General features: G+C 71.2%; 24 protein-coding genes. 17 read left to right on the top strand and 7 right to left on the bottom strand.

Features of this window, described 5'->3' with window-relative positions:
• The first annotated feature begins 21 nt into the window (after window positions 1-21).
• Window positions 22-1575: a serine hydrolase gene (locus tag ACEUEL_RS12235; RefSeq protein ID WP_405705394.1), complete on the top strand. Its 1554-nt coding sequence runs from the start codon at window positions 22-24 to the stop codon at window positions 1573-1575.
• 49 nt (window positions 1576-1624) lie between these two features.
• Here ACEUEL_RS12235 and ACEUEL_RS12230 read toward each other — a convergent pair whose 3' ends face one another.
• Window positions 1625-1963, bottom strand: a complete 339-nt coding sequence (locus ACEUEL_RS12230) for a hypothetical protein (protein WP_405705391.1) — start codon at window positions 1961-1963, stop codon at window positions 1625-1627.
• A gap of 206 nt (window positions 1964-2169) precedes the next feature.
• Here ACEUEL_RS12230 and ACEUEL_RS12225 point away from each other — a divergent pair, with 206 nt between their 5' ends.
• From ACEUEL_RS12225 to ACEUEL_RS12215, 3 genes are all read left to right on the top strand, one after another.
• Window positions 2170-2883 (top strand): alpha/beta hydrolase, encoded by a 714-nt coding sequence (locus ACEUEL_RS12225; protein ID WP_405705388.1) that lies wholly within the window; start codon window positions 2170-2172, stop codon window positions 2881-2883.
• Between the two features lie 150 nt (window positions 2884-3033).
• Window positions 3034-3168 carry a hypothetical protein gene (locus tag ACEUEL_RS12220; protein WP_405705386.1) on the top strand — a complete coding sequence of 45 codons (135 nt, stop codon included), beginning with the start codon at window positions 3034-3036 and terminating at the stop codon, window positions 3166-3168.
• A gap of 978 nt (window positions 3169-4146) precedes the next feature.
• Entirely contained in the window at window positions 4147-5109 is a 963-nt protein-coding gene (locus tag ACEUEL_RS12215; RefSeq protein ID WP_405705383.1) for a Dyp-type peroxidase, read from the top strand.
• Window positions 5110-5139: 30 nt separating this feature from the next.
• Here the strand turns inward: ACEUEL_RS12215 and ACEUEL_RS12210 are convergent, their stop codons facing one another.
• The 5 genes from ACEUEL_RS12210 to ACEUEL_RS12190 form a co-directional block, all read right to left on the bottom strand.
• Window positions 5140-5844, bottom strand: coding sequence for a L,D-transpeptidase family protein (locus ACEUEL_RS12210; protein ID WP_405705380.1), 705 nt, complete (start codon window positions 5842-5844; stop codon window positions 5140-5142).
• A 265-nt stretch (window positions 5845-6109) separates the two neighbouring features.
• Window positions 6110-6601, bottom strand: coding sequence for a tRNA (N6-threonylcarbamoyladenosine(37)-N6)-methyltransferase TrmO (gene tsaA / locus ACEUEL_RS12205; RefSeq protein ID WP_405706746.1), 492 nt, complete (start codon window positions 6599-6601; stop codon window positions 6110-6112).
• Between the two features lie 10 nt (window positions 6602-6611).
• Window positions 6612-6821, bottom strand: a complete 210-nt coding sequence (locus tag ACEUEL_RS12200; RefSeq protein ID WP_405705378.1) for a TOBE domain-containing protein — start codon at window positions 6819-6821, stop codon at window positions 6612-6614.
• A gap of 139 nt (window positions 6822-6960) precedes the next feature.
• Complete coding sequence (locus tag ACEUEL_RS12195; RefSeq protein ID WP_405705375.1) at window positions 6961-7620, bottom strand: glutathione S-transferase family protein; 660 nt, start codon at window positions 7618-7620, stop codon at window positions 6961-6963.
• 38 nt (window positions 7621-7658) lie between these two features.
• On the bottom strand, window positions 7659-8537 hold the full coding sequence (locus tag ACEUEL_RS12190; RefSeq protein ID WP_405705372.1) for a polysaccharide deacetylase family protein: 879 nt from the start codon (window positions 8535-8537) through the stop codon (window positions 7659-7661).
• A 303-nt stretch (window positions 8538-8840) separates the two neighbouring features.
• Between ACEUEL_RS12190 and ACEUEL_RS12185 the strand changes: the two genes are divergently transcribed.
• The 8 genes from ACEUEL_RS12185 to ACEUEL_RS12150 all read left to right on the top strand — a co-directional run bounded on the left by ACEUEL_RS12185 (window position 8841) and on the right by ACEUEL_RS12150 (window position 15430).
• The gene (locus ACEUEL_RS12185) at window positions 8841-9413 is read left to right on the top strand and encodes a hypothetical protein (RefSeq protein ID WP_405705369.1); all 573 of its coding nucleotides are present in this window, start codon (window positions 8841-8843) and stop codon (window positions 9411-9413) included.
• The gene (locus ACEUEL_RS12180) at window positions 9379-10686 is read left to right on the top strand and encodes a DNA-packaging protein (RefSeq protein WP_405706744.1); all 1308 of its coding nucleotides are present in this window, start codon (window positions 9379-9381) and stop codon (window positions 10684-10686) included. Before ACEUEL_RS12185 ends, ACEUEL_RS12180 begins: the two co-directional genes overlap by 35 nt.
• Window positions 10687-10846: 160 nt before the next feature.
• Window positions 10847-11977: a phage portal protein gene (locus tag ACEUEL_RS12175; RefSeq protein ID WP_405706743.1), complete on the top strand. Its 1131-nt coding sequence runs from the start codon at window positions 10847-10849 to the stop codon at window positions 11975-11977.
• A gap of 252 nt (window positions 11978-12229) precedes the next feature.
• Window positions 12230-12535 carry a hypothetical protein gene (locus tag ACEUEL_RS12170; RefSeq protein WP_405705367.1) on the top strand — a complete coding sequence of 102 codons (306 nt, stop codon included), beginning with the start codon at window positions 12230-12232 and terminating at the stop codon, window positions 12533-12535.
• The gene (locus tag ACEUEL_RS12165; RefSeq protein ID WP_405705364.1) at window positions 12501-12722 is read left to right on the top strand and encodes a hypothetical protein; all 222 of its coding nucleotides are present in this window, start codon (window positions 12501-12503) and stop codon (window positions 12720-12722) included. Before ACEUEL_RS12170 ends, ACEUEL_RS12165 begins: the two co-directional genes overlap by 35 nt.
• On the top strand, window positions 12719-13303 hold the full coding sequence (locus ACEUEL_RS12160; RefSeq protein ID WP_405705361.1) for an HK97 family phage prohead protease: 585 nt from the start codon (window positions 12719-12721) through the stop codon (window positions 13301-13303). Before ACEUEL_RS12165 ends, ACEUEL_RS12160 begins: the two co-directional genes overlap by 4 nt.
• A complete protein-coding gene (locus ACEUEL_RS12155) occupies window positions 13296-14546 on the top strand; it encodes a phage major capsid protein (RefSeq protein ID WP_405705358.1) in 1251 nt (416 codons plus the stop codon). Before ACEUEL_RS12160 ends, ACEUEL_RS12155 begins: the two co-directional genes overlap by 8 nt.
• A 104-nt stretch (window positions 14547-14650) precedes the next feature.
• On the top strand, window positions 14651-15430 hold the full coding sequence (locus ACEUEL_RS12150) for a lipopolysaccharide kinase InaA family protein (RefSeq protein ID WP_405705355.1): 780 nt from the start codon (window positions 14651-14653) through the stop codon (window positions 15428-15430).
• A gap of 19 nt (window positions 15431-15449) precedes the next feature.
• Here the strand turns inward: ACEUEL_RS12150 and ACEUEL_RS12145 are convergent, their stop codons facing one another.
• On the bottom strand, window positions 15450-16178 hold the full coding sequence (locus tag ACEUEL_RS12145) for a S1 family peptidase (RefSeq protein WP_405705352.1): 729 nt from the start codon (window positions 16176-16178) through the stop codon (window positions 15450-15452).
• A gap of 104 nt (window positions 16179-16282) precedes the next feature.
• On the opposite strand from ACEUEL_RS12145, the gene ACEUEL_RS12140 reads away from it, so the two are divergent.
• The 5 genes from ACEUEL_RS12140 to ACEUEL_RS12120 all read left to right on the top strand — a co-directional run bounded on the left by ACEUEL_RS12140 (window position 16283) and on the right by ACEUEL_RS12120 (window position 18425).
• Window positions 16283-16849: a head-tail connector protein gene (locus ACEUEL_RS12140; protein ID WP_405705349.1), complete on the top strand. Its 567-nt coding sequence runs from the start codon at window positions 16283-16285 to the stop codon at window positions 16847-16849.
• A complete protein-coding gene (locus ACEUEL_RS12135) occupies window positions 16846-17166 on the top strand; it encodes a head-tail adaptor protein (RefSeq protein ID WP_405705346.1) in 321 nt (106 codons plus the stop codon). Before ACEUEL_RS12140 ends, ACEUEL_RS12135 begins: the two co-directional genes overlap by 4 nt.
• 44 nt (window positions 17167-17210) lie before the next feature.
• Window positions 17211-17402, top strand: a complete 192-nt coding sequence (locus ACEUEL_RS12130; RefSeq protein ID WP_405705343.1) for a hypothetical protein — start codon at window positions 17211-17213, stop codon at window positions 17400-17402.
• Window positions 17399-17803 carry a DUF3168 domain-containing protein gene (locus tag ACEUEL_RS12125; RefSeq protein ID WP_405705340.1) on the top strand — a complete coding sequence of 135 codons (405 nt, stop codon included), beginning with the start codon at window positions 17399-17401 and terminating at the stop codon, window positions 17801-17803. The genes ACEUEL_RS12130 and ACEUEL_RS12125 overlap by 4 nt, the downstream gene beginning before the upstream one ends.
• A gap of 214 nt (window positions 17804-18017) precedes the next feature.
• Window positions 18018-18425, top strand: coding sequence for a phage major tail protein, TP901-1 family (locus tag ACEUEL_RS12120; RefSeq protein ID WP_405705337.1), 408 nt, complete (start codon window positions 18018-18020; stop codon window positions 18423-18425).
• Window positions 18426-18555: the final 130 nt, after the last annotated feature.

Genomic DNA, 18555 nt, shown 5'->3' with positions numbered 1-18555 from the left:
CAATCGGGGCGGGGAGGGGACATGGGACTGATGGCAGGGGCGCGGTGGCCGCGCGCATGGATGGTCGCGGGGGTGGTGCTGGCGGCGGCATGTCCCGCCCGCGCCGAGCCGGTGGCGCGCGACAAGGTGACGGCGGCGCTGCCCAGGCTCGCGGAGATGGCGCGCAAGGCGGTGACCGATGGCGGCGTGCCGGGCCTCGCCATCGCCGTCGTGCATAATGACGAGGTGGTGTTCGCGGAGGGCTTCGGCCTGCGCGCCATGGGCCGGGCCGATCTCGTCGACGCCGACACCGTGTTCCAGATCGCCTCGCTGTCGAAGCCGGTCTCCTCCACCGTGGTCGCGGCGCTGGTCAGCGATGGCGTGCTCGACTGGGACACGCGCGTCGCCGAGCTGGCGCCCGAGTTCCAGCTCATGGGCGCCTACCCGACCCAGCAGGTGACGGTGCGCGACTTCTTCAACCACCGCAGCGGCCTGCCCGGCAATGCCGGCGACGACATCGAGGATCTCGGCTATGGCCGCGACGCGGTGATGGCCCGGCTGCGGCTGGTGCCGCCCTCGTCCAGCTTCCGCGCCGGTTACGCCTACTCCAACGCCGGCCTGACCATGGGCGCGCTCGCCGCGGTGAAGCCGACCGGCAAGAGCTGGGAGGAGGTGGCGGAGGAGAAGCTGTTCCGCCCGCTCGGCATGAAGACCACCTCCTACCGCTACGCCGATTTCCTCGCACGGGCCAACCGCGCCGCGCTGCACGTGCCGGTCGACGGACAATGGGTGGCGAAGCTCACGCGCGACCCGGGCACCCAGGCCCCCGCCGGCGGCATCTCCTCCACCGTGCGCGACCTCGCGCAGTGGATGCGGCTGGAGCTCGGCGCGGGGCAGTTCGGCCCGCAGCGGCTGATCACGCCGGAATCGATCGCCGCCACCCATGTGCCGCTGATGGCGCGGGGCCACAACCCGGTGACCGGCGCGCCGTCCTTCTACGGGCTCGGCTGGAACATCGAGTATGGCCGCCACGGGGTGAGCTGGGGCCATGCCGGCGCCTTCAGCGTCGGCGCGCAGACGCTGGTGACGCTCTATCCCGAGCAGCAGATCGGCATCGTGCTGCTCACCAACGCCTTCCCGAGCGGGGTGCCGGAGGGGCTGTCGGCCTCCTTCTTCGACCTCGTCTTCGACGGCCGCGTCGAGAAGGACTGGATCGCCCCGTGGCAGGGCGCCTATGACAGCCTGTTCGGGCCGATGGTGGCGGCGGCGAAGAATACCTACGCCGCCCCGCCGACCCCGGCGACGCCCGCCCTGCCGGCGGACGCCTATGTCGGCAGCTACGCCAACGATTATGTCGGCCCCGGCGCGGTGGCGCGCGAGGGCGGCGCCCTGGTGCTGAAGCTGGGCCCGGGCGGGCGGAAAGCCTACCCGCTCACCCATTTCGACCGCGATCTCTTCCTGATCTACCCGAGCCCGGAAATGCCGGACATGCCCTCGGCGGTGCGCTTCGCCATCGGCCCGGACGGGCGGGCCGGCGCCATCACCATCGAGGAGCTGAACGGCAACGGCCTCGGCACGCTCGCGCGCCAGCCGTGACCGGCGCGCGAGGCGGGCTCAGCGCGGGCGCGCTCGGGTCCGGCGGTCGTCAGCCCTTGCCGTTCCGGTAGGAGGCGGCTTCCGCTTCGATGCGGTGCACGGCGCCAGCGAAGGCGGCCGGATCGTCGGCGATCTTGCGCAGGTCCGAGGCCCAGGTCGGGCGCTTCAGCGTGAAGGTGGTGAAGGCGCTGGAGCCGACATCGCCGGTGATCTTCAGCGCGATCTTGGTCGGGATCGGCTCGGAGGCGAGGAAGCGCGAGGTCGGGTTGGCGGCGACGAACGCCTTGTAGCGCTCGGACACCCCGGCATAGTTGCCGGCGGCGACCAGCGCGCCGACCTCGTCGAGGAAGCCGCTCAGGGCGGATTTGGCATGGGCGGTGGCAGTCATCGATGTTCCTCCTCCAGATGGCGTGCGCGTCGCGTGGCCCGGAACGGCCCGTCGCCGCGCACCAACCTTATAGCAACGAGGTAATTCACAGGCATACTGTATGCAAGGGGTGGCGCGATGATTCCGTGCGTCTGTATAAAACTTTGATCCGAAAGGCGAAAATCGGACCGCTTGCGCCCCCGCCACGCCCCGCTAATGTGCCGGGCATGATCGATCCCCAGCTTGCCGGCCGCCTGACCTTCACCCCCGCCCCGCCGACCCTGCCGCCCTTGCCGCCGGGCCGCCATGTCCTCGCCGAGGGCGTGCTCGGCCTCGCCGAGGGGCGCGAGGCGATCCTGCACGTGCCGGAGGGCATCGATCCGTCGCGCCCGACCCCGCTGGTGGTGCTGTTCCACGGCGGCGGCGGCAGCGCCGAGAAGATCACCCCGATGCTGGCCGCCCACGCCGCCGCGCGCGGCTTCCTGCTTCTGGTGCCGCAATCGCTGTTCCCGACCTGGGACATCGTCATCGCCGGCAACGGGCCGGACCGCGAGCGCCTCGACGCCGCGCTCCACGAGGTCGGCGCGCGCTTCACGCTCGACACGTCGCATATCTGCTTCGCCGGCCATTCCGACGGGGGCAGCTACACGCTCTCGCTCGGGCTTACCAACGGCCATGTCGTGACGCATCTCATCGTCTCCTCGGCCGGCTTCATGTCGGTGCAGCTGCAGGAGGGCGCCCCGCGCATCTTTCTCTCGCACGGCATCGCCGACACCCAGATCCCGATCGACCGCAGCGCCCGCACCCATGTCGCCGCGCTGAAGCAGGCCGGCTACGACGTCACCTACATCGAATATAACGGCCCCCACGCCTGGCAGCCGCCGGTGGTGGCGATGGCGGTGGAGTGGTTGCTGGGGCCGGCGGCGGTGCCGGCGGGGTGAGCGGGGGTCGACAGTGGCTTGGGCCACCTTACAGTGACTGTGACGTGCCCTTCCCACAAAAAATCGCCTCACCCAAGCGGACGTTCTCTATCTATTCCTCTTTCCTTGGCGGAGGCGGAGGCGGAGGCGGAGGCGGAGGCGGAGGCGGAGGTGGAGGTGGAGGTGGAGGTGGAGGTGGAGGTGGAGGTGGAGGTGGGTATCCGCCCGCCAAGAGATTTCCGCTTAAAGTCCATCCTGCGCGCCCATGCGATTGAAACGCCGCAGAGTTTGATAGCATTGCACTGAGATTGTTGCGTGGCTCTGCGCCGCCCACTTCCAAACCAAGCGAAGTTACATGATCAAAGATATCGCCGATAGAAGTTGGTCCTGAACGATTCGCCAAGAACATGCGCGCCGTGTTCAGAATCTTCGCTCGCTCAGGAGACGATCGCCGCACGATGCGAACTCCTCCTCGGACGGGCGCATAAGGTGGCTCCTCGAGGGCATCCCCAAGCTGGCGGCTTTTTTCCGGAGCCTCATAAAGGGCTAGCATCCTTCGAGCTTCGGTAAGTCTTTTATAAGTTAGGCTCTGCGAAAGCTCCTCTTGGAGAGCGGCCACCTCTGCGCGCAGCGCGGCAACGAACGAAGACGACATGAGAACCTCTCCAGCTTTGTGCCAAACATACCATTCAGCCACTTAGAACAAAAGGGCCTTGGCTTGGCTTGTGGCGGTTCCAAAATCCGGCTATATCATCATAGCCGGCCCGTGAAACGAGTCCGGCCCGAGCAGGGTGGTAGGACACCATGCCGGGCCGGATTTCGCGGGTTCCATCAAACTGATTAGGAGCCTGATGGAAGGGCGTGGTCCGCCCATGTTCGCAGTATTCTTTATATAGGACCCTCGTCCGCGGTGCAAGGCTCCGGAAAGGAGGAGCCTGCATGGTGTTTGTATCGGCTTATGTCCGTGTTCGCTTTGGCCGTCGTGAATTCGTGCGTGCCCATACCCGGTCCTTCCCTCGCTGATCTAGCGGCCTAGGACGAGAACGCAGCCGTCGGAGGGCATCGCTCCCCGGCGGTTTTTTCTTTTAAGCGCAGGCTGTTATCATGAGAGAGACAGTCAGCGCTATTTGGTCGCCTATGATTGTTGTCGGCTCGCGGCAAAGCACACTGTATCGCGGTTATTGGAATTCCCCTCGGCACCGCGGCTCGCCACCCTCTCTGGAATCGTTTGAACCCACCCGTCGACCTTGCCATCATGGGCGCGCAGACAGGGGTGGAGTTCACATGGCCGGGCAGAGCTGGGATCGGGTGCCGATCGATCCGCAGAGCGTCGAGGCCCCGCTCTCGCGCGCCGCGATCTTCCTCACCCTCACCGCCGCCGACGGCCCGCAGGCGCTGTCGCGCATCAGGGATACGCTGGGCAGCCTCGACGATCTCCTGAAGACGGTCGGCTTCCGGCATCTCGACGGCAAGCTCTCCTGCATCGCCGCGATCGGCTCGGCGCTGTGGGACCGGCTCGAACCCGCCCGCCGGCCGGCGCAGCTGCGCCCCTTCGCGCCCGTCGTCGGGGCGGTCCACACGGCGCCCGCCACCGCCGGCGACCTGTTCTTCCACATCCGCGCCGAGCGGGTCGACCTGTGCTTCGAATTGTCGAAACTGCTGCTGGTGACGCTCGGCGATGGCGTGCGGGTCGTCGACGAGGTCTCGGGCTTCCGCTATTTCGACGCGCGCGACCTGCTCGGCTTCGTCGACGGCACCGCCAACCCGGCGGGGCAGGACATACCGGCGGCGGCGCTGGTCGGCGACGAGGACCCGGATTTCGCCGGCGGCAGCTATGTCGTCACCCAGAAATACCTGCACGACATGGCCGGCTGGACGCGCCTGCGCGCCGACCAGCAGGAGCAGATCATCGGCCGCACCAAGGTCGACAACATCGAGCTCGACGATGCCGCCACGGGGCAGAAATCGCACAAGACGCTGGCGACCATCGTCGACGAACAGGGCGTCGAGCACGAGATACTGCGCGACAACATGCCGTTCGGCAGCGCCGGGCGCGGCGAGTTCGGCACCTACTTCATCGGCTATGCGCGCCAGCTGTGGGTGATCGAGAAGATGCTGCAGCGCATGTTCGTCGGCGATCCGCCGGGCGACCATGACCGGCTGCTCGACTTCTCAACGGCCCACACCGGCGCGACCTTCTTCGCGCCCTCCCGCGCCATGCTGGCGAGCCTCGCGGACGGGGCGTGAGGGCCGGGCGCCGCGCGGGCAGCGGGCGCGCTAGGCCGGCAGGACGACGACCTTCGTCTTCACCGGCGTCGCGTTGTACAATTCGATCATGTCCTGGCTCAGCAGGCCGACGCAGCCGCTGGTGACGCCGGAGCCGATCGAGTCCGGGTCGCTGGTCGCGTAGATCGTGTACAGCGTGTAGACGCCGTTCTGGTAGAGATGCAGCGTGCGGGCGCCGAGCGGGTTGTCGAGGCCGCCGGGCATGCCGCGGGCGTATTTGGCGACTTCCGGCTGGCGCTTGATCATCTCCGGCGGCGGGGTCCAGGTCGCCCATTCGCTCTTGCGCCCGACATAGGCGTCCCCGCTCCAGCGGAACCCGTCGCGCCCGACATTGGCGCCGTAGCGGGTGGCGGTGCCGTTCTCGCCGATGTGGTAGACGTAGTAATTGGCGGGATCGACGATGATCGTGCCGGGCGCTTCCTGGGTGTCGTAGCGCACGGTCTGGCGGTAATATTTCGGCTTGACCTTGCGGATGTCGGCCGCCGGGATCGGAAACTTCTCGTCCGGCACCGGCCCGTAGATCTTCTGCGCTTCCGCCAGGCTGATGCCGTCCGGGCTCGCGCAGCCGGCCAGCCCCAGCGCGCCGAGGGTGACGGCCGAGCCGGCGAGGAACGAGCGGCGGTCGAGGAGCCCCGCCCGGCGCGAGGGCGCCGTGGTCCCGTGCGCCCTGCCGTCCGCGCTATTCCGATCGTCCATCGCCATATCCCGGACCTTTCATGCGCGGCTGCCGACGGGCATATGCCCCGGCGCCGGCGTGCTGAGTATCTTGGCGAGGGGGTGTAAGCCGGCACGCGCCCGGCTGGCAAGCGCCGGCTTGCAAGGCCCGGCGCCGGCCGCGCCCCCTCGTCCGGCCGGTTTCACCGAACGGCGTGCCATCCATCCGCCGCGACCCTTTCGGGCCGCTGCGTCAGGCGAGGCGCCGGTAAAATCTGCGGCATAGAGGGCGGGATATGCGGGCGCCTCATCCCCGTTCGAAATCCCCCTTCTGCGGCGGGGCGATTGGGGTGAAGCCCGACAGTTCCGGCTTGAGGTCGAGGAGCGGCGTGCCGTCGAGGCAGTCGAGGCCGCGCACCTCCAGCGCCCCCTCCATCACCGAGACCAGCCGCACGATGCTGGTGCCGATCGGGTTCGGCCGGGCCGGCGAGCGCAGCGCGAAGGTGCCGAAGGTGGCGCCGTCATTGGCCGGGCTCTGCAGCACGAGGTCGCGCCGCGACAGATGCAGCCAGTAGAGCACCTCGAGCCGCTCATGCGCGCCGATGCCCTTCAGCGCGGGGCGGAACGGCGCGAACAGCTCGATCGTGCAGACCGGGCCGTCGAGCCGGCCAAGGCGCGGGGCGGTGAGCCGGTAGGTCCACGGCGTGCGGATGCGGCCGATGAAGACGAGGCCGGCGTCGCGCGGCGCGGGCGGATCGATGGCGACCTCGCCCGGCCGGATCTCGTTGAGGCGGACGATGGCCCCGCCCTCAGTCGACCGCGACGAGCACGTCGGAGGCCTTGATGACGGCGTAGGCCGGGGCGCCCACCTCCAGCGCGAGCTGGTCCACCGCCTCGTTGGTGATGGAGGCGGTGATGACCTCGCCGCCGGCCACCTCGATCTTCACATGCGCGGTGGTGGCGCCCTTGACGATGTCGATGACCTTGCCCTTGAGCACATTGCGGGCGCTGAGTTTCATGGGAGTTTCCTCTCGTTCGCTCGATGTCGATGCGCACGGCGTTCCGCAATGGCGCGGGCGCCGGCTCATCCTGTATCGTAGCGGATATACCATCGCGGCCATGGGCGGCCAATGGGCAGGCGCGAAGCCGGATGCCGTCTCAGTCGCGGTCCGGTGCGCCGAGCGGGAAGAGCGGGCGGAACGGGCGCGCTTCGTCCACCGCGCGAGCGAAGGAGGGGCGGGCGAGGAGACGCGCGCGATAGCCCCGCAGCGTCGTGAGATGGGCCGGGATCGGGTGCGTCCAGTCGGCATAAAACAGCGATGGCGCGGCGGCGCAGTCGGCGAGCGTAAACTCCGCCCCGCACGCCCAGTATCGGCCCGCCAGCCGCCCGTCGAGCCAGAGATAGGCGCGCTCCAGCTTCTCCACCGCGAAGGCCAGCGCCTCGCTCCGCTTGCCGGCATCGCCGGTCAGCGCTCCGGCCACGGCGTGCTGCATCGGGCTCATCACGTGCAGGTCGAAGAAGCGGTCGAGGAAGCGCACATCGAGCGCGGCCATCGGCTCGTCGGGCAGCAGGCGCACCGGGCCGGGACGGGTGAGCTGAAGATACTCGATGATGATGCTGGTCTCGACGACCTCGCGGTCGCCGTCGAGCAGCAGCGGAAACTTGGCGATCGGCCAGCGCCGCAGCCATTCGGCGACGTGCTCGGGCGTGTCTGGCCCGATGCCGCGGAATGCGAAGGGCGTCGCGTTCTCATAGAGCGCGATGAGCACCTTCTGCGTGTAGGAGGAGAAGGGGTGGCCGTAGAGAGCAAGCGACATGAGCGCCTCGAAGGGGTTCCGACTGACGGCGGAGGGTTCTAGCCGACCTGCGCGGCAAAGCTCCGGGCGATGTCGCCGGCGCTGGCGAGCCAGATCGTCTCGCGTTGCGCCGCGATGTGCGCGAGCGCCCGTCGCAGGTGCCGCAGCCGGTGCGGCTGGCCCACGATATAGGGATGCAGCGCGATGCCCATCACCAGCGGGGTTTCGCGCGCATCGGGCCGCATCTCCTCGAAATGGTCGATGATCATGTTGGCGAAGGCCGGCCCCTCCATCTGCCGCGCCATGATGGCGGGGATGTCGTTGAGCTCCTGCGGGTAGGGCACGCCGAGGATGCGCCCGCCCCCGCGCGTCGCCATCCACACCGGCTGGTCGTCCATGCACCAGTCGAGCAGATAGCTGTAGCCCGCCTCCGCCAGCAGGTCGGGCGTCGCCCGGCTCTCGGAGATCCACGGGCCGAGCCAGCCGGCGGGCGGGACGCCTTCGGCGCGTGCGAGGACGGCGGTGGCCTCGGCGATGAGGCGCGCCTCCTCGGCCTCCGGCAGGTCGCCCTGGCGCTCGGCATTGCTGCGCCCGTGCCCGACGATCTCGTCGCCGCGGGCGCGGAAGGCGGAGACCACCTCGGGGCAATAATCGTAGATCGCGCTGTTGACGAGCACGCTGGCGGGGAGCTCCAGCGCGTCCAGCAGCGCGATCAGCCGCCAGACGCCGACCCGGTTGCCATAGTCGCGCCAGCTGTAATTCGCCACGTCCGGCTGCGGCGTCGGCGCCACCAGCGTCGCGCCCAGCCCTTCGCCAAAGGCGAAATGCTCGAGATTCACCGCCACATAGACGGCGAGCCCCTCGCCCTGCGGCCAGCGGAAGGCGGGGCGGCGGGTGATCGGCTCATAGTCGTAGCGTCCGTGGGTCGGCAGCGGCATCGGCAACCTCGTCATCGCCCGGCGGTGCAGGGAGCGGGTGCGCGAGACTGGCAGCGATGGCCGGCCCCCGGCAAGCGCCGGGGCGGGAGGTGATGGAAACAGGAATATAATCCTTGACACCGTCACGCTGCTCGGGTAGGTTTTGGGCATGCTCCACAGTTGCGTCCGGCGATGTCCGGGGTAATGCGGCGGGGCGAAGGTCGAGCCGGCGGAAACGCCGGCTTTCGTGTTTTCGGGCGGGCTCGCGGCGCCGCCCGCGCCGGGGCGGTCACCGATCGCGCCGGCGATCGTTTCGGAACCGACATGTCGATACCCGCACGCGCTCCCACCCCGGAGGCGATCGCCGAGGCGCGCCGGCTCTATGAGCACAGCCGCGTGCCGATGCAGGCGATCGCCGAACTGCTCGGCATCAGCAAGAGCACGCTGAACCTGCGCATCCGCGACTGGGGCTGGAAGCGCCGGCAGGGTCGCATCCCGCTGCATATGCCCGCCGCCGGCGAGGCCGCGCCGGACGCCGCGGCACCCGCCGGGTCCGCCGCGCATCCGGACGCGGCGCCGCTGCCGGGCCTCTCGCCCGCCGGTGGACGGCGCGAGCTCATCGCCCGCCTCGTGGCGCGGATCGAAACCGAGATCGCCCGCATCGAGCGCCTGCTCCTGCGGGCCGGGCTCAACCCCGGCGTCGCCGACGGCTCGGAGGCCGAGCGCGCCGCCCGCACGCTCGGCGTGCTGGTGCGCTCGTTGCGCGAACTCGCGGCGCTGGAGCGCGGCACCGCGCCGGACGAGGACGAGGAGGAGCCGACCCGTGACGCCGACGCCTACCGACGCGAGCTTGCGGCAGCGCTTGATCGCGTGCTCGCGGGCCGGGCTGCTGAATGAGCTGGTCGCCGAGCTTCCCGTCGATCTCGCCCGCTGGCTCCCCCATTTCTGGCCGGTGCTCGGCCGCCCGGCGCAATTGCCGCCGCAACGGCAGGATTGGACCACCTGGCTCGTGCTCGGCGGGCGCGGGGCGGGCAAGACCCGCGCCGGCGCCGAATGGGTGCGCGGCATGGCGACGGGCACGCCGCCCTTCGCCGCGCGCCCGGTCGGGCGCATCGCGCTGGTCGCGGAGACCATGGCGGATGTGCGCGAGGTGATGGTGGAGGGCGTCTCGGGCGTGCTCGCCGTGCACCCGCGCGACGCCCGCCCGAAATGGGAACCCACCCGCCGCCGGCTGGAATGGCCGAACGGGGCGATCGCGCAGGGCTTCTCGGCCGAGGATCCCGAAAGCCTGCGCGGCCCGCAATTCGATGCCGCCTGGTGCGACGAACTGGCCAAATGGCGCTACGCCGAGGCGGCGTGGGACATGCTGCAGTTCGGCCTGCGCCTCGGCGAGCGCCCGCGCCAGGTGGTGACGACGACGCCGCGCCCGACCGCCCTGCTGCGCCGCCTGCTCGCCGACCCGTCGAGCGCGGTGACGCGCATGGGCACGGCCGAGAATGCGGCCAATCTCGCGCCGGGGTTCCTGCAGACCGTGGTCGGCCGCTATGCCGGCACGAGGCTCGGCCGGCAGGAACTGGAGGGCGAACTGATCGAAGACCGCCCCGACGCGCTGTGGAACCGCGCGGCGCTGGAGGCCGCCCGCGAGGACGGCCCGCCGCCGCTGCGCCGCATCGTGGTGGCGGTCGATCCGCCGGCCTCGTCGGGGCGCCGCGCCGATGCCTGCGGCCTGATCGCCGCCGGGCTCGACGGCGAGGGCATCGTGCACGTGCTGGCGGATGAAAGCGCGCAGGGCCTCACCCCGGCGCAATGGGGCGCGCGAGCGGTGGCGCTGCATCACCGGCTGGAGGCCGACCGCGTCGTGGTCGAGGTCAACCAGGGCGGCGAGATGGTGCGCACCATCCTCCACGGCATCGACCCCGCGGTGCCGGTGGCGGAGGTGCGCGCCACCCGCGGCAAGTGGCTGCGCGCCGAGCCGGTCGCGGCGCTCTACGAGCGCGGACGGGTGCGCCACGCCGGCCTGTTCCCGGCGCTGGAGGACGAGATGGCCGATTTCGGCCCCGACGGCCTCTCCGGCGGGCGCTCCCCCGACCGCCTCGACGCCCTGGTCTGGGCCATCACCGCGCTGGCGCTGGGCCCGGAGGAGACGAATCCGCGGGTGAGGCGGGTGTGAGGGCCTGAAACAGGCCAGATCGGGCCGCCATCGAATTCTGTCGCCAAAAGGCCGGCCTCGCGCCGGCCTTTTTGCTTTTCCGGGAGTGCTCATGCCCCGTCTCGCCATCCCCCCTATTGCTCTGCCCCGCTTCACCTTTCCCTTCGGCCCGCGCCGGCCGATGGCGCCGCCGGATGCCAAGGCCTCGCGTGCGGGGCCGCTGATCGCGCTGCTGTCGGATTATCGCCCGCGCTGGACGCCGCGCGACTTCGCCGCGCTGGCCCGCGAGGGCTATGCCCGCAACGCCGTCGCCCATCGCTGCGTGCGGCTGGTCGCCGAGGCGGTGGCCTCGACCCCGCTCGGCCTGTTCGAGGCGGGGCACGAGGTGCCGGCGCATCCGCTCGCCGTGCTGCTGGCGCGGCCGAACCCGCGTACCACCGGCGCGGCGCTCGTCGAGGCGCTGGCGAGCCACCTGCTGCTCGCCGGCAACGCCTATGTCGAGGCGGTGATCGTCGGCGGGCAGGTGCGTGAACTCCATGCGCTGCGGCCCGACCGCATGCGGGTCGTGCCGGGCGACGATGGCTGGCCGGAGGCCTTCGACTACACGGTCGGCGCGCGCACCGTGCGCTTCCTGCAGGGCGACGAGCCGGTGCCGGCGATCCTGCACCTCGCCCTGTTCAACCCGCTCGACGACCATTACGGTCAGCCCCCGCTGGAGGCGGCGCAGACCGCGCTCGACCTCCACAACGCCGCCAGCGCCTGGAACAAGGCGCTGCTGGACAATGCCGCGCGCCCCTCCGGCGCGCTGGTCTATGGCGGCGCCGCGAACCTCTCGGACGAGCAGTTCGAGCGGCTGAAGGAAGAGCTGGAGAACAATTTCGCCGGTGCCAGCAATGCCGGAAGGCCGCTGCTGCTGGAGGGCGGGCTCGACTGGCGCCCGCTCTCGCTGAGCCCCAAGGACATGGATTTCCTCGAGGCGAAGAACGGCGCGGCGCGCGAGATCGCGCTGGCCTTCGGCGTGCCGCCGATGCTGCTCGGCATTCCCGGCGACGCCACCTATGCCAACTATGCCGAGGCCAACCGCCATTTCTGGCGGCAGACCGCGCTGCCCATGACGCGCCGCATCGCCGACGCGCTGGCCGGCTGGCTGTCGCCGGCCTATGGCGCGGAGATGCTGCGGCTCGAGCCCGACCTCGACGCCATCGAGGCGCTGGCCCCCGAGCGCGACGCGCTGTGGCGGCGGGTGGGCGAGGCGAATTTCCTCACCGACGCCGAGAAGCGCCTCGCGACCGGCTATGACGGCGAAAAGTGAGCGCCGCTCTCTCCCCCGTGGGGCGAGGGGGCCTCGCCATCTCCGGGGAGGTCGCCCGCCTCACCCGGCGCCAGAGCCTCTCCGGCGAACGCCGGTTCGCGGAAGAGGCTCTGCTTTATTGATGTTGCACACGTCCTTTCGCTGAACCGCTGTGCCTTCCTGCGGGCATCGCTCCGGGCGCCGACCGCTCCCGGCCGGGGAGAGGTGAAGCAGGCCGCATCCGGCGCACGCGTCCACGCCATCGGAGCCGCTATGGAACCCCTCATCCGCGCCTTCGCCGAGCGCGGCGACCTCGCGCATCTCGCCTTGCTGATGTGGGCGCTCGGCGCCTCGGCGCTCGCCTGGCGGGCGGCGCGGGAACTCGCCGAGGCGGCACGCCGCTTCGATGACTTCGTGCGCGAGATCGCGCGTTTCAATGCCCTGTTCGGAGATGATCATGAGCTCGAAAGGACCCGCGAAGGGCGGCGGCCGGCGCGGCGCCGGCAAGCCGCCGACCGCCTCGAAGCCGCCGGCGAAGGCCGCCGTGAAATCGTCCCCGCTCCCGAAGGCGGCGGCTAGCGCCCCCGCCGCCAAGGCCACGCTGACGCCGCGCATCCGCGCCTTCCTGCCGGGCCCCGCGCGCCTGCCGGTGCCCAGCCGGGCGGGCGACGCGCCGCAGGTGTTCCGCTCCTTCGGCCGCACGCTGGAGAAGCTGGAGCGCGCCGCCACCACCCGGCGCCCGCGCGGGGAAGGGGAGGGCACATGAGCGCGCGCCTCGACACCCTCGCCGCCGCGCGGCCGGCGCTCGAGACCAAGGAGCGGCCGGTCGCGATCGAGAAGGTCGCCCCCGACGGCAGCTTCGAGGGCTATGCCGCGCTGTTCGGCCGGGTCGATCTCGGCCGCGACCTGATCCTGCCCGGCGCCTTCACCGAGAGCCTCGCCCGTCGCGGCGCCGCCGGCGTGCGCATGCTGTTCCAGCACGACCCGGCCGAGCCGATCGGCGTGTGGACCGCCATCGCCGAGGACGGCGTCGGCCTGTTCGTGCGCGGCCGGCTCACCCCGGAGGTGGCCCGCGCCCGCGAGGTGCTGGCGCTGATGCGCGCCGGCGCGCTCGACGGCCTCTCCATCGGCTTCCGCACCGTGGAGGGGCGCACCGATCCGCGCTCGCGCGTGCGGCGGCTCTCCCGCATCGACCTGTGGGAAGTCTCCATCGTCACCTTTCCCATGCAGCCGGAGGCGCGGATCGAGGTGGTGAAGAACCTGCCCCTCGCCAGCGCCATCCGCCGCGGCGCCGCGCGCCTGCGCGGGCGGCTGCGTTTCCCCTCACCAGGATTGACCCATGCGTGAAGCCCAGAAGTCCGCCCCCGAGACGAAATCCGCCGCCGGCCCCGAGGTCGCCGCCGCCTTCGAGGAGTTCATGACCGCCTTCGAGGCGTTCAAGGACGCCAACGACCAGCGGCTCGGCGAGCTGGAGCGGCGCGGCGCCGACGCGGTGACCATCGACAAGGTGGAACGCCTCAACGCCGCGCTCGACCAGCAGAAGGCGCTGATCGACGAGATCGTGCTGCGCGGGCGCCGTCCCGGGCTCGGTGGCGCGCCCGCCCTCGACCTCGCCGCGCGCGAGCACAAGGCCGCCTTCGACAGCTATGTCCGCCATGGCGAGGCCGCCGGGCTCAAGCGGCTGGAGGCCAAGGCGCTCTCCGCCGGTGTCGGCGCCGATGGCGGCTATGTCGTGCCGCACGAGACCGAGCGCGAGATCGGCAAGCGCCTCGCCGCGCTCTCGCCGATCCGCGCCCTGGCCGATGTGCGGGTGATCTCGGCGGGCACCTACAAGAAGCCGTTCATGACCTCCGGCCCGGCGGTCGGCTGGGTGGCCGAGACCGGCGCCCGCAGCCAGACCACGAGCCCGGTGCTGGACGAACTCGCCTTCCCGGCGATGGAGCTCTACGCCATGCCGGCGGCGACGCAGACCCTGCTCGACGATGCCGCGGTGAACATCGACGAGTGGCTCGCCGCCGAGGTCGATGCCGCCTTCGCCGCCCAGGAGGGCACCGCCTTCGTCACCGGCGACGGCTCGGGCAAGCCCAAGGGCTTCCTGAGCTACACCACGGTGGCGGAGGGATCGTGGGAGTGGGGCAAGCTCGGCACCATCGCCACCGGCGCCGCCGGCGACTTCCCCTCCGCGAGCCCGGCCGACCCGCTGGTCGACCTCGTCTATGCGCTGAAGGCGGGCTACCGCCAGAACGGCACCTTCGTCATGAACCGCCGCACCCAGAGCGCGGTGCGGAAGCTGAAGGACGAGAACGGGCAATATCTGTGGACGCCGCCGGCCTCCGCCGGGGCGCCGCCGAGCCTGCTCGGCTTCCCCGTCGCCGAGGCCGAGGAGATGGCCAATATCGGCGCGAACAGCCTCTCCATCGCCTTCGGCGACTTCCGCCGCGGCTATCTGGTGGTCGACCGCGCCGGGGTGCGGGTGCTGCGCGATCCTTATTCCGCCAAGCCCTACGTGCTGTTCTACACTACCAAGCGGGTGGGCGGCGGCGTGCAGGACTTCGACGCCATCAAGCTGCTGAAGTTCGCCGCGAGCTGAGGGCGGAAGGCCGCGCGGCGTGCGACGCCGGCGCCGGCGAGCCGTGCGTTCCGGACATCGGTACGGTTGCATCGAACCGGATGTGACGGTTCAATGACGCAATGGTGACGAAACCGCGAACGCGCGACCAGATCGATTCCCTCATCGAGGCCGCTGCGGTCGGCGACAAGCGCGTCTTCCGCATCGATCTCGACGGCGCGCCGGTCTGGGTGAAGCGCGGCACCAAGGATTTCCGCAACGTGCTCCAGCGCCTGCTGGGCTGGGGCGCCAGCCTGCCGCTCCGGCACATGACCCCGGCGCGGCAGCGGGTCTATTCCGAGGTGCGGCGCCTGCGGGCGCTGCGGCGGGCCGGTTTCAACGTGCCGGACATCCTCTGCGTGGGATCGGACTATCTCGCCCTGTCCGACATGGGCGTCACCCTCGACGCGGTGCTGCGCAAGGACACCGCCTCCGACGAGGCGCGCCGGCTGGTGCGGCAGGCGGCGGAGATGGTGGCGGAGCTGCACCTCGCCGGCCAGTGGCACGGCGCGGCGCGGGTGCGCAACTTCACCGTCCGCAACCGCGCCATGGGGATGATCGACTTCGAGGATCCGGTGGCCGGGCTGCCGCACATCTACAACCGGCTGATGGACCTGTTCATGCTGACCCTGTCGCTCGCCCGCCGCGAGCCGACCGGGCGCCTGGCGCGCGAAGCGCTGACCGTCTACGGCGCCAAGCGCTCGCTCGCCGAGTTCCGAACCGTCGCCTTCCTGATGCTGCCGACCTATCTGGTGCTGCGCCCGTTCCACACCTTCCTGGGACAGGACGGCAAGCAGATCGTCGCCTGCCTCAAGGCGGTGTATGTCGACACCTACCACTCGGCCTTCGCGACCTCGTCGCGCTGAGCCCTGACCGGGCGCCGCGTCAACGCACGCCCATGCTGCGGGCGGTCGTCTCGATCCACTCGCGCTGGGTGCCGACCCAGGTGGCGCCGGTGACGCCGCCGCAGCCGCGGGCGCCGCCCGCCGCCGTCGACCAGCCGATCACCGCGACGACCGCGCCCCCGGCCATGACCGGGCCGCCGCTGTCGCCGGTGCAGCCGCCCCCGGTTGAACCCGCCGACAGGCGGATCATGATGCCGCCGGTGGTGCCGATGCTGGGCAGATCGAGGCTGCGCAGCGTGCCGGCCGACTTGCCGTCGCCGTCGCGGACGACGCCGAAGCCGGCCAGCGTGAACACCGTGCCCTTCGCCGGCAGCGCCGCATCGGTTCCGAGCCGCGCCGGGCGGAAACGCGCCGGCAGCGGCTCCGCGAGCTTGACCAGCGCGAGATCCGGCGTCGGGCGGCGGCTGTCGAACGAGCCGGGATCGAAGCGCGGATGCAGCGCGATCCGGCTCGCCGGGATGATCCGGGGACCGGTGGGCTCGATCACCGCCACCGCGTAATTCGCCGCCGGCTGCACGCAATGCGCGGCGGTGAGCACGACATCGGGCGCCAGCACCGAGCCGGTGCAGGAGGCGCCGCGGGTCGAGACGATCATCGCCGTCTGCGCCGCCACGTCGGGCGCCGCCGGCTGTCCGCCGACGATGGCCCGCGCGGGCCCGGCGGCGAGAAAAGCGAGAACGCAAACAACGGCGAGGACGAGGGCGCGCATCGGCGGGCTCCGGCGGGGGCGGCGCTTTGTGGCGTCGCCCGGCGCCGGCGTCAACCGGCGCCGCCTCGTCGCGCGCGGCCCCACGCCTAACATCAGGAGACGACATGCCCGCCATCCTCCTCGCCGGCCCCGCCGTCGAGCCGCTGTCGCTGGCCGAGGCCAAGGACTTCCTGCGCATCGTCCACGACGCCGAGGACACGCTCGTCGGCGCGCTGGTGATCGCGGCGCGGACCACGGTGGAGGCGCTGACCCGCCGCGTGCTGATCGACCAGGACTGGCGCATCGTGCGCGACGCCTGGCCGGTCTCCGGCCTGATCGGCGTGCCGGTCAACCCGCTGCGCACGCTGGTCTCGGCCCATGTGATCGATGCGAGCGGCGAGGCGGTTCCCCTCCCGCTCGACGCCTTCGCCGCCGATACCGCCCGGCTGCCGGGCCTGATCCGGATCGAGCGCGCGGCCCTGCCCGAGCCCGGACGGCCCATCGCGGGCATCGCCATCGACGTCACCGCCGGCCACGGGCCGGGTGCCGGCGATGTACCCGCACCGCTGGTGGAGGCGGTGCGGCTGCTGCTGGCGCATTTCTACGAACACCGCGACGTGGCCGGCCCGAGCGGCGCCTTTCCCGCCGCGCTCGACGCGCTGGTCGCGCCGTTCCGGGTGACCCGGCTGTGAGCGCCATCGGCGAGCTGCGCCACCGGCTGGTCCACGAGACGCCGGTCGAGGTGCCCGACGGGATGGGCGGCGTGACGCGCGCCTTCCTGGCCGTCGACGCTCTGTGGGGCGCCATCGAGACCGCCGCCGCGCCCGAGGTGATGGCCGACCGGCCGGGCGCGGTGCTCACCCACACCGTGTCGGTGCGCGCACCGGCGACGCTGGCGCCGGGCGACCGGCTGCGGCTCGGCGCCCGGATCTTCGTCATCGAGGCGGTGAGCGACACGGACGGGCGCGGCCGCCGCCTCGCCTGCCGCTGCCGCGAGGAGACGCCGTGAGGCGCGGCGCGTTCACCTGGCGACGCCGCGCGAGGAGACTAGCCATGAGATTCGCGATGCGCCTGAAGGGGCTCGACCGGCTGATGCGCCGCTTGACCCGAATGGAAGCCGACCGTGCCGAGGTGGCGGCCGCCGGCGGGAGCACACCGCCGGCCCGGCCCGGCTCGACCGGCGGTTCGCCCCCGGCCTCCGGCCGCCGCGGGCGGTCGTCCCGCACCCGGGAGGAGGGCCGATGAGCCCGGCAGAAGCCCTGCGCACGGCGATCCATGCCGCGCTGCTGGCCGACGCGCCGCTGGCCTCCGTGCTGGGCGGTGCGCATGTCTACGACGTGCCCCCGGGCGCGCCGGCCTTTCCCTATGTCACCCTCGGCGAGGCGCAGAGCGAGGACTGGTCGACGGCGACGGAGCGAGGCATCGAGCTGCGCCTCACCCTCCACGCCTGGTCGCGGCAGGGCGGCCATGGCGAGGCGCACGCCATCGCCCACGCCCTGCAGCAGGCGCTGCACGACGCCGATCTCGCGCTCGCGGGCTGTCGGCTCGTCAACCTGCGCGCCACCACCGCCGACATCCGCCGCGAGGCGGGCGGGCGCACCTATCACGCGCTGGTGCGGTTCCGGGCGGTCATCGAAACCGGATGAGCAACGCCGGTCAAGAGTCTGCGATGACTCGGTGATCCGGCCTTGTTGAATCGGCGTGTGAAGTCGTTGAAGTGGCGCATGAGGCCGCGCCGATCCGGTTTCTCAACTTCAACCGGATTCGGAACATGAACGGCGCGGCGCGCCTCGATCACTTTCTGAGACGGTAGCGGATTCGGGTTAACCGATCCTCACCAGAGCGACGGGGAGATAATCCATGGCGGCGCAGAAGGGCAAGGACCTGCTGCTCAAGATGCATGACGGCGCCGGCTTCGTGACGGTGGCGGGGCTGCGGTCGCGGCAGATCGCCTTCAATGCCGAGCCGGTCGAGATCACCTCGGCCGAGAGCGCCGGGCGCTGGCGCGAACTGCTCGCCGGGGCCGGGGTGAAGCGGGCGGCGGTGTCGGGATCGGGGGTGTTCAAGGACGCGGCCTCCGACGCGCTGATGCGCCAGAGCTTCTTCGACGGGCTCATCCGCACCGTGCAGATCGTGGTGCCGGACTTCGGCACGATCGAGGGGCCGTTCCAGATCACCGCGCTGGAACTCGCCGCCAGCCACGACCGCGAGGTCACCTTCGACATCGCGCTCGAAAGCGCCGGCGCGATCGGCTTCGCGGCGCTGTAGACGGGAGATCGGTCGGGGCGCTTGCCGGCGGATGACCGGACCGCCGCTCCGCCGGAACCCGCCCCGCGTCCCGTCACTCCCGATGGGTGGGGGCATGCCGGTGGGGGCATCCGACCGGCGCCGTTACCCA

Origin of the sequence: Ancylobacter terrae (assembly GCF_045108345.1) — a bacterium.
GTDB lineage: Bacteria > Pseudomonadota > Alphaproteobacteria > Rhizobiales > Xanthobacteraceae > Ancylobacter.
This window is presented reverse-complemented; position numbering and strand designations above follow the sequence as displayed.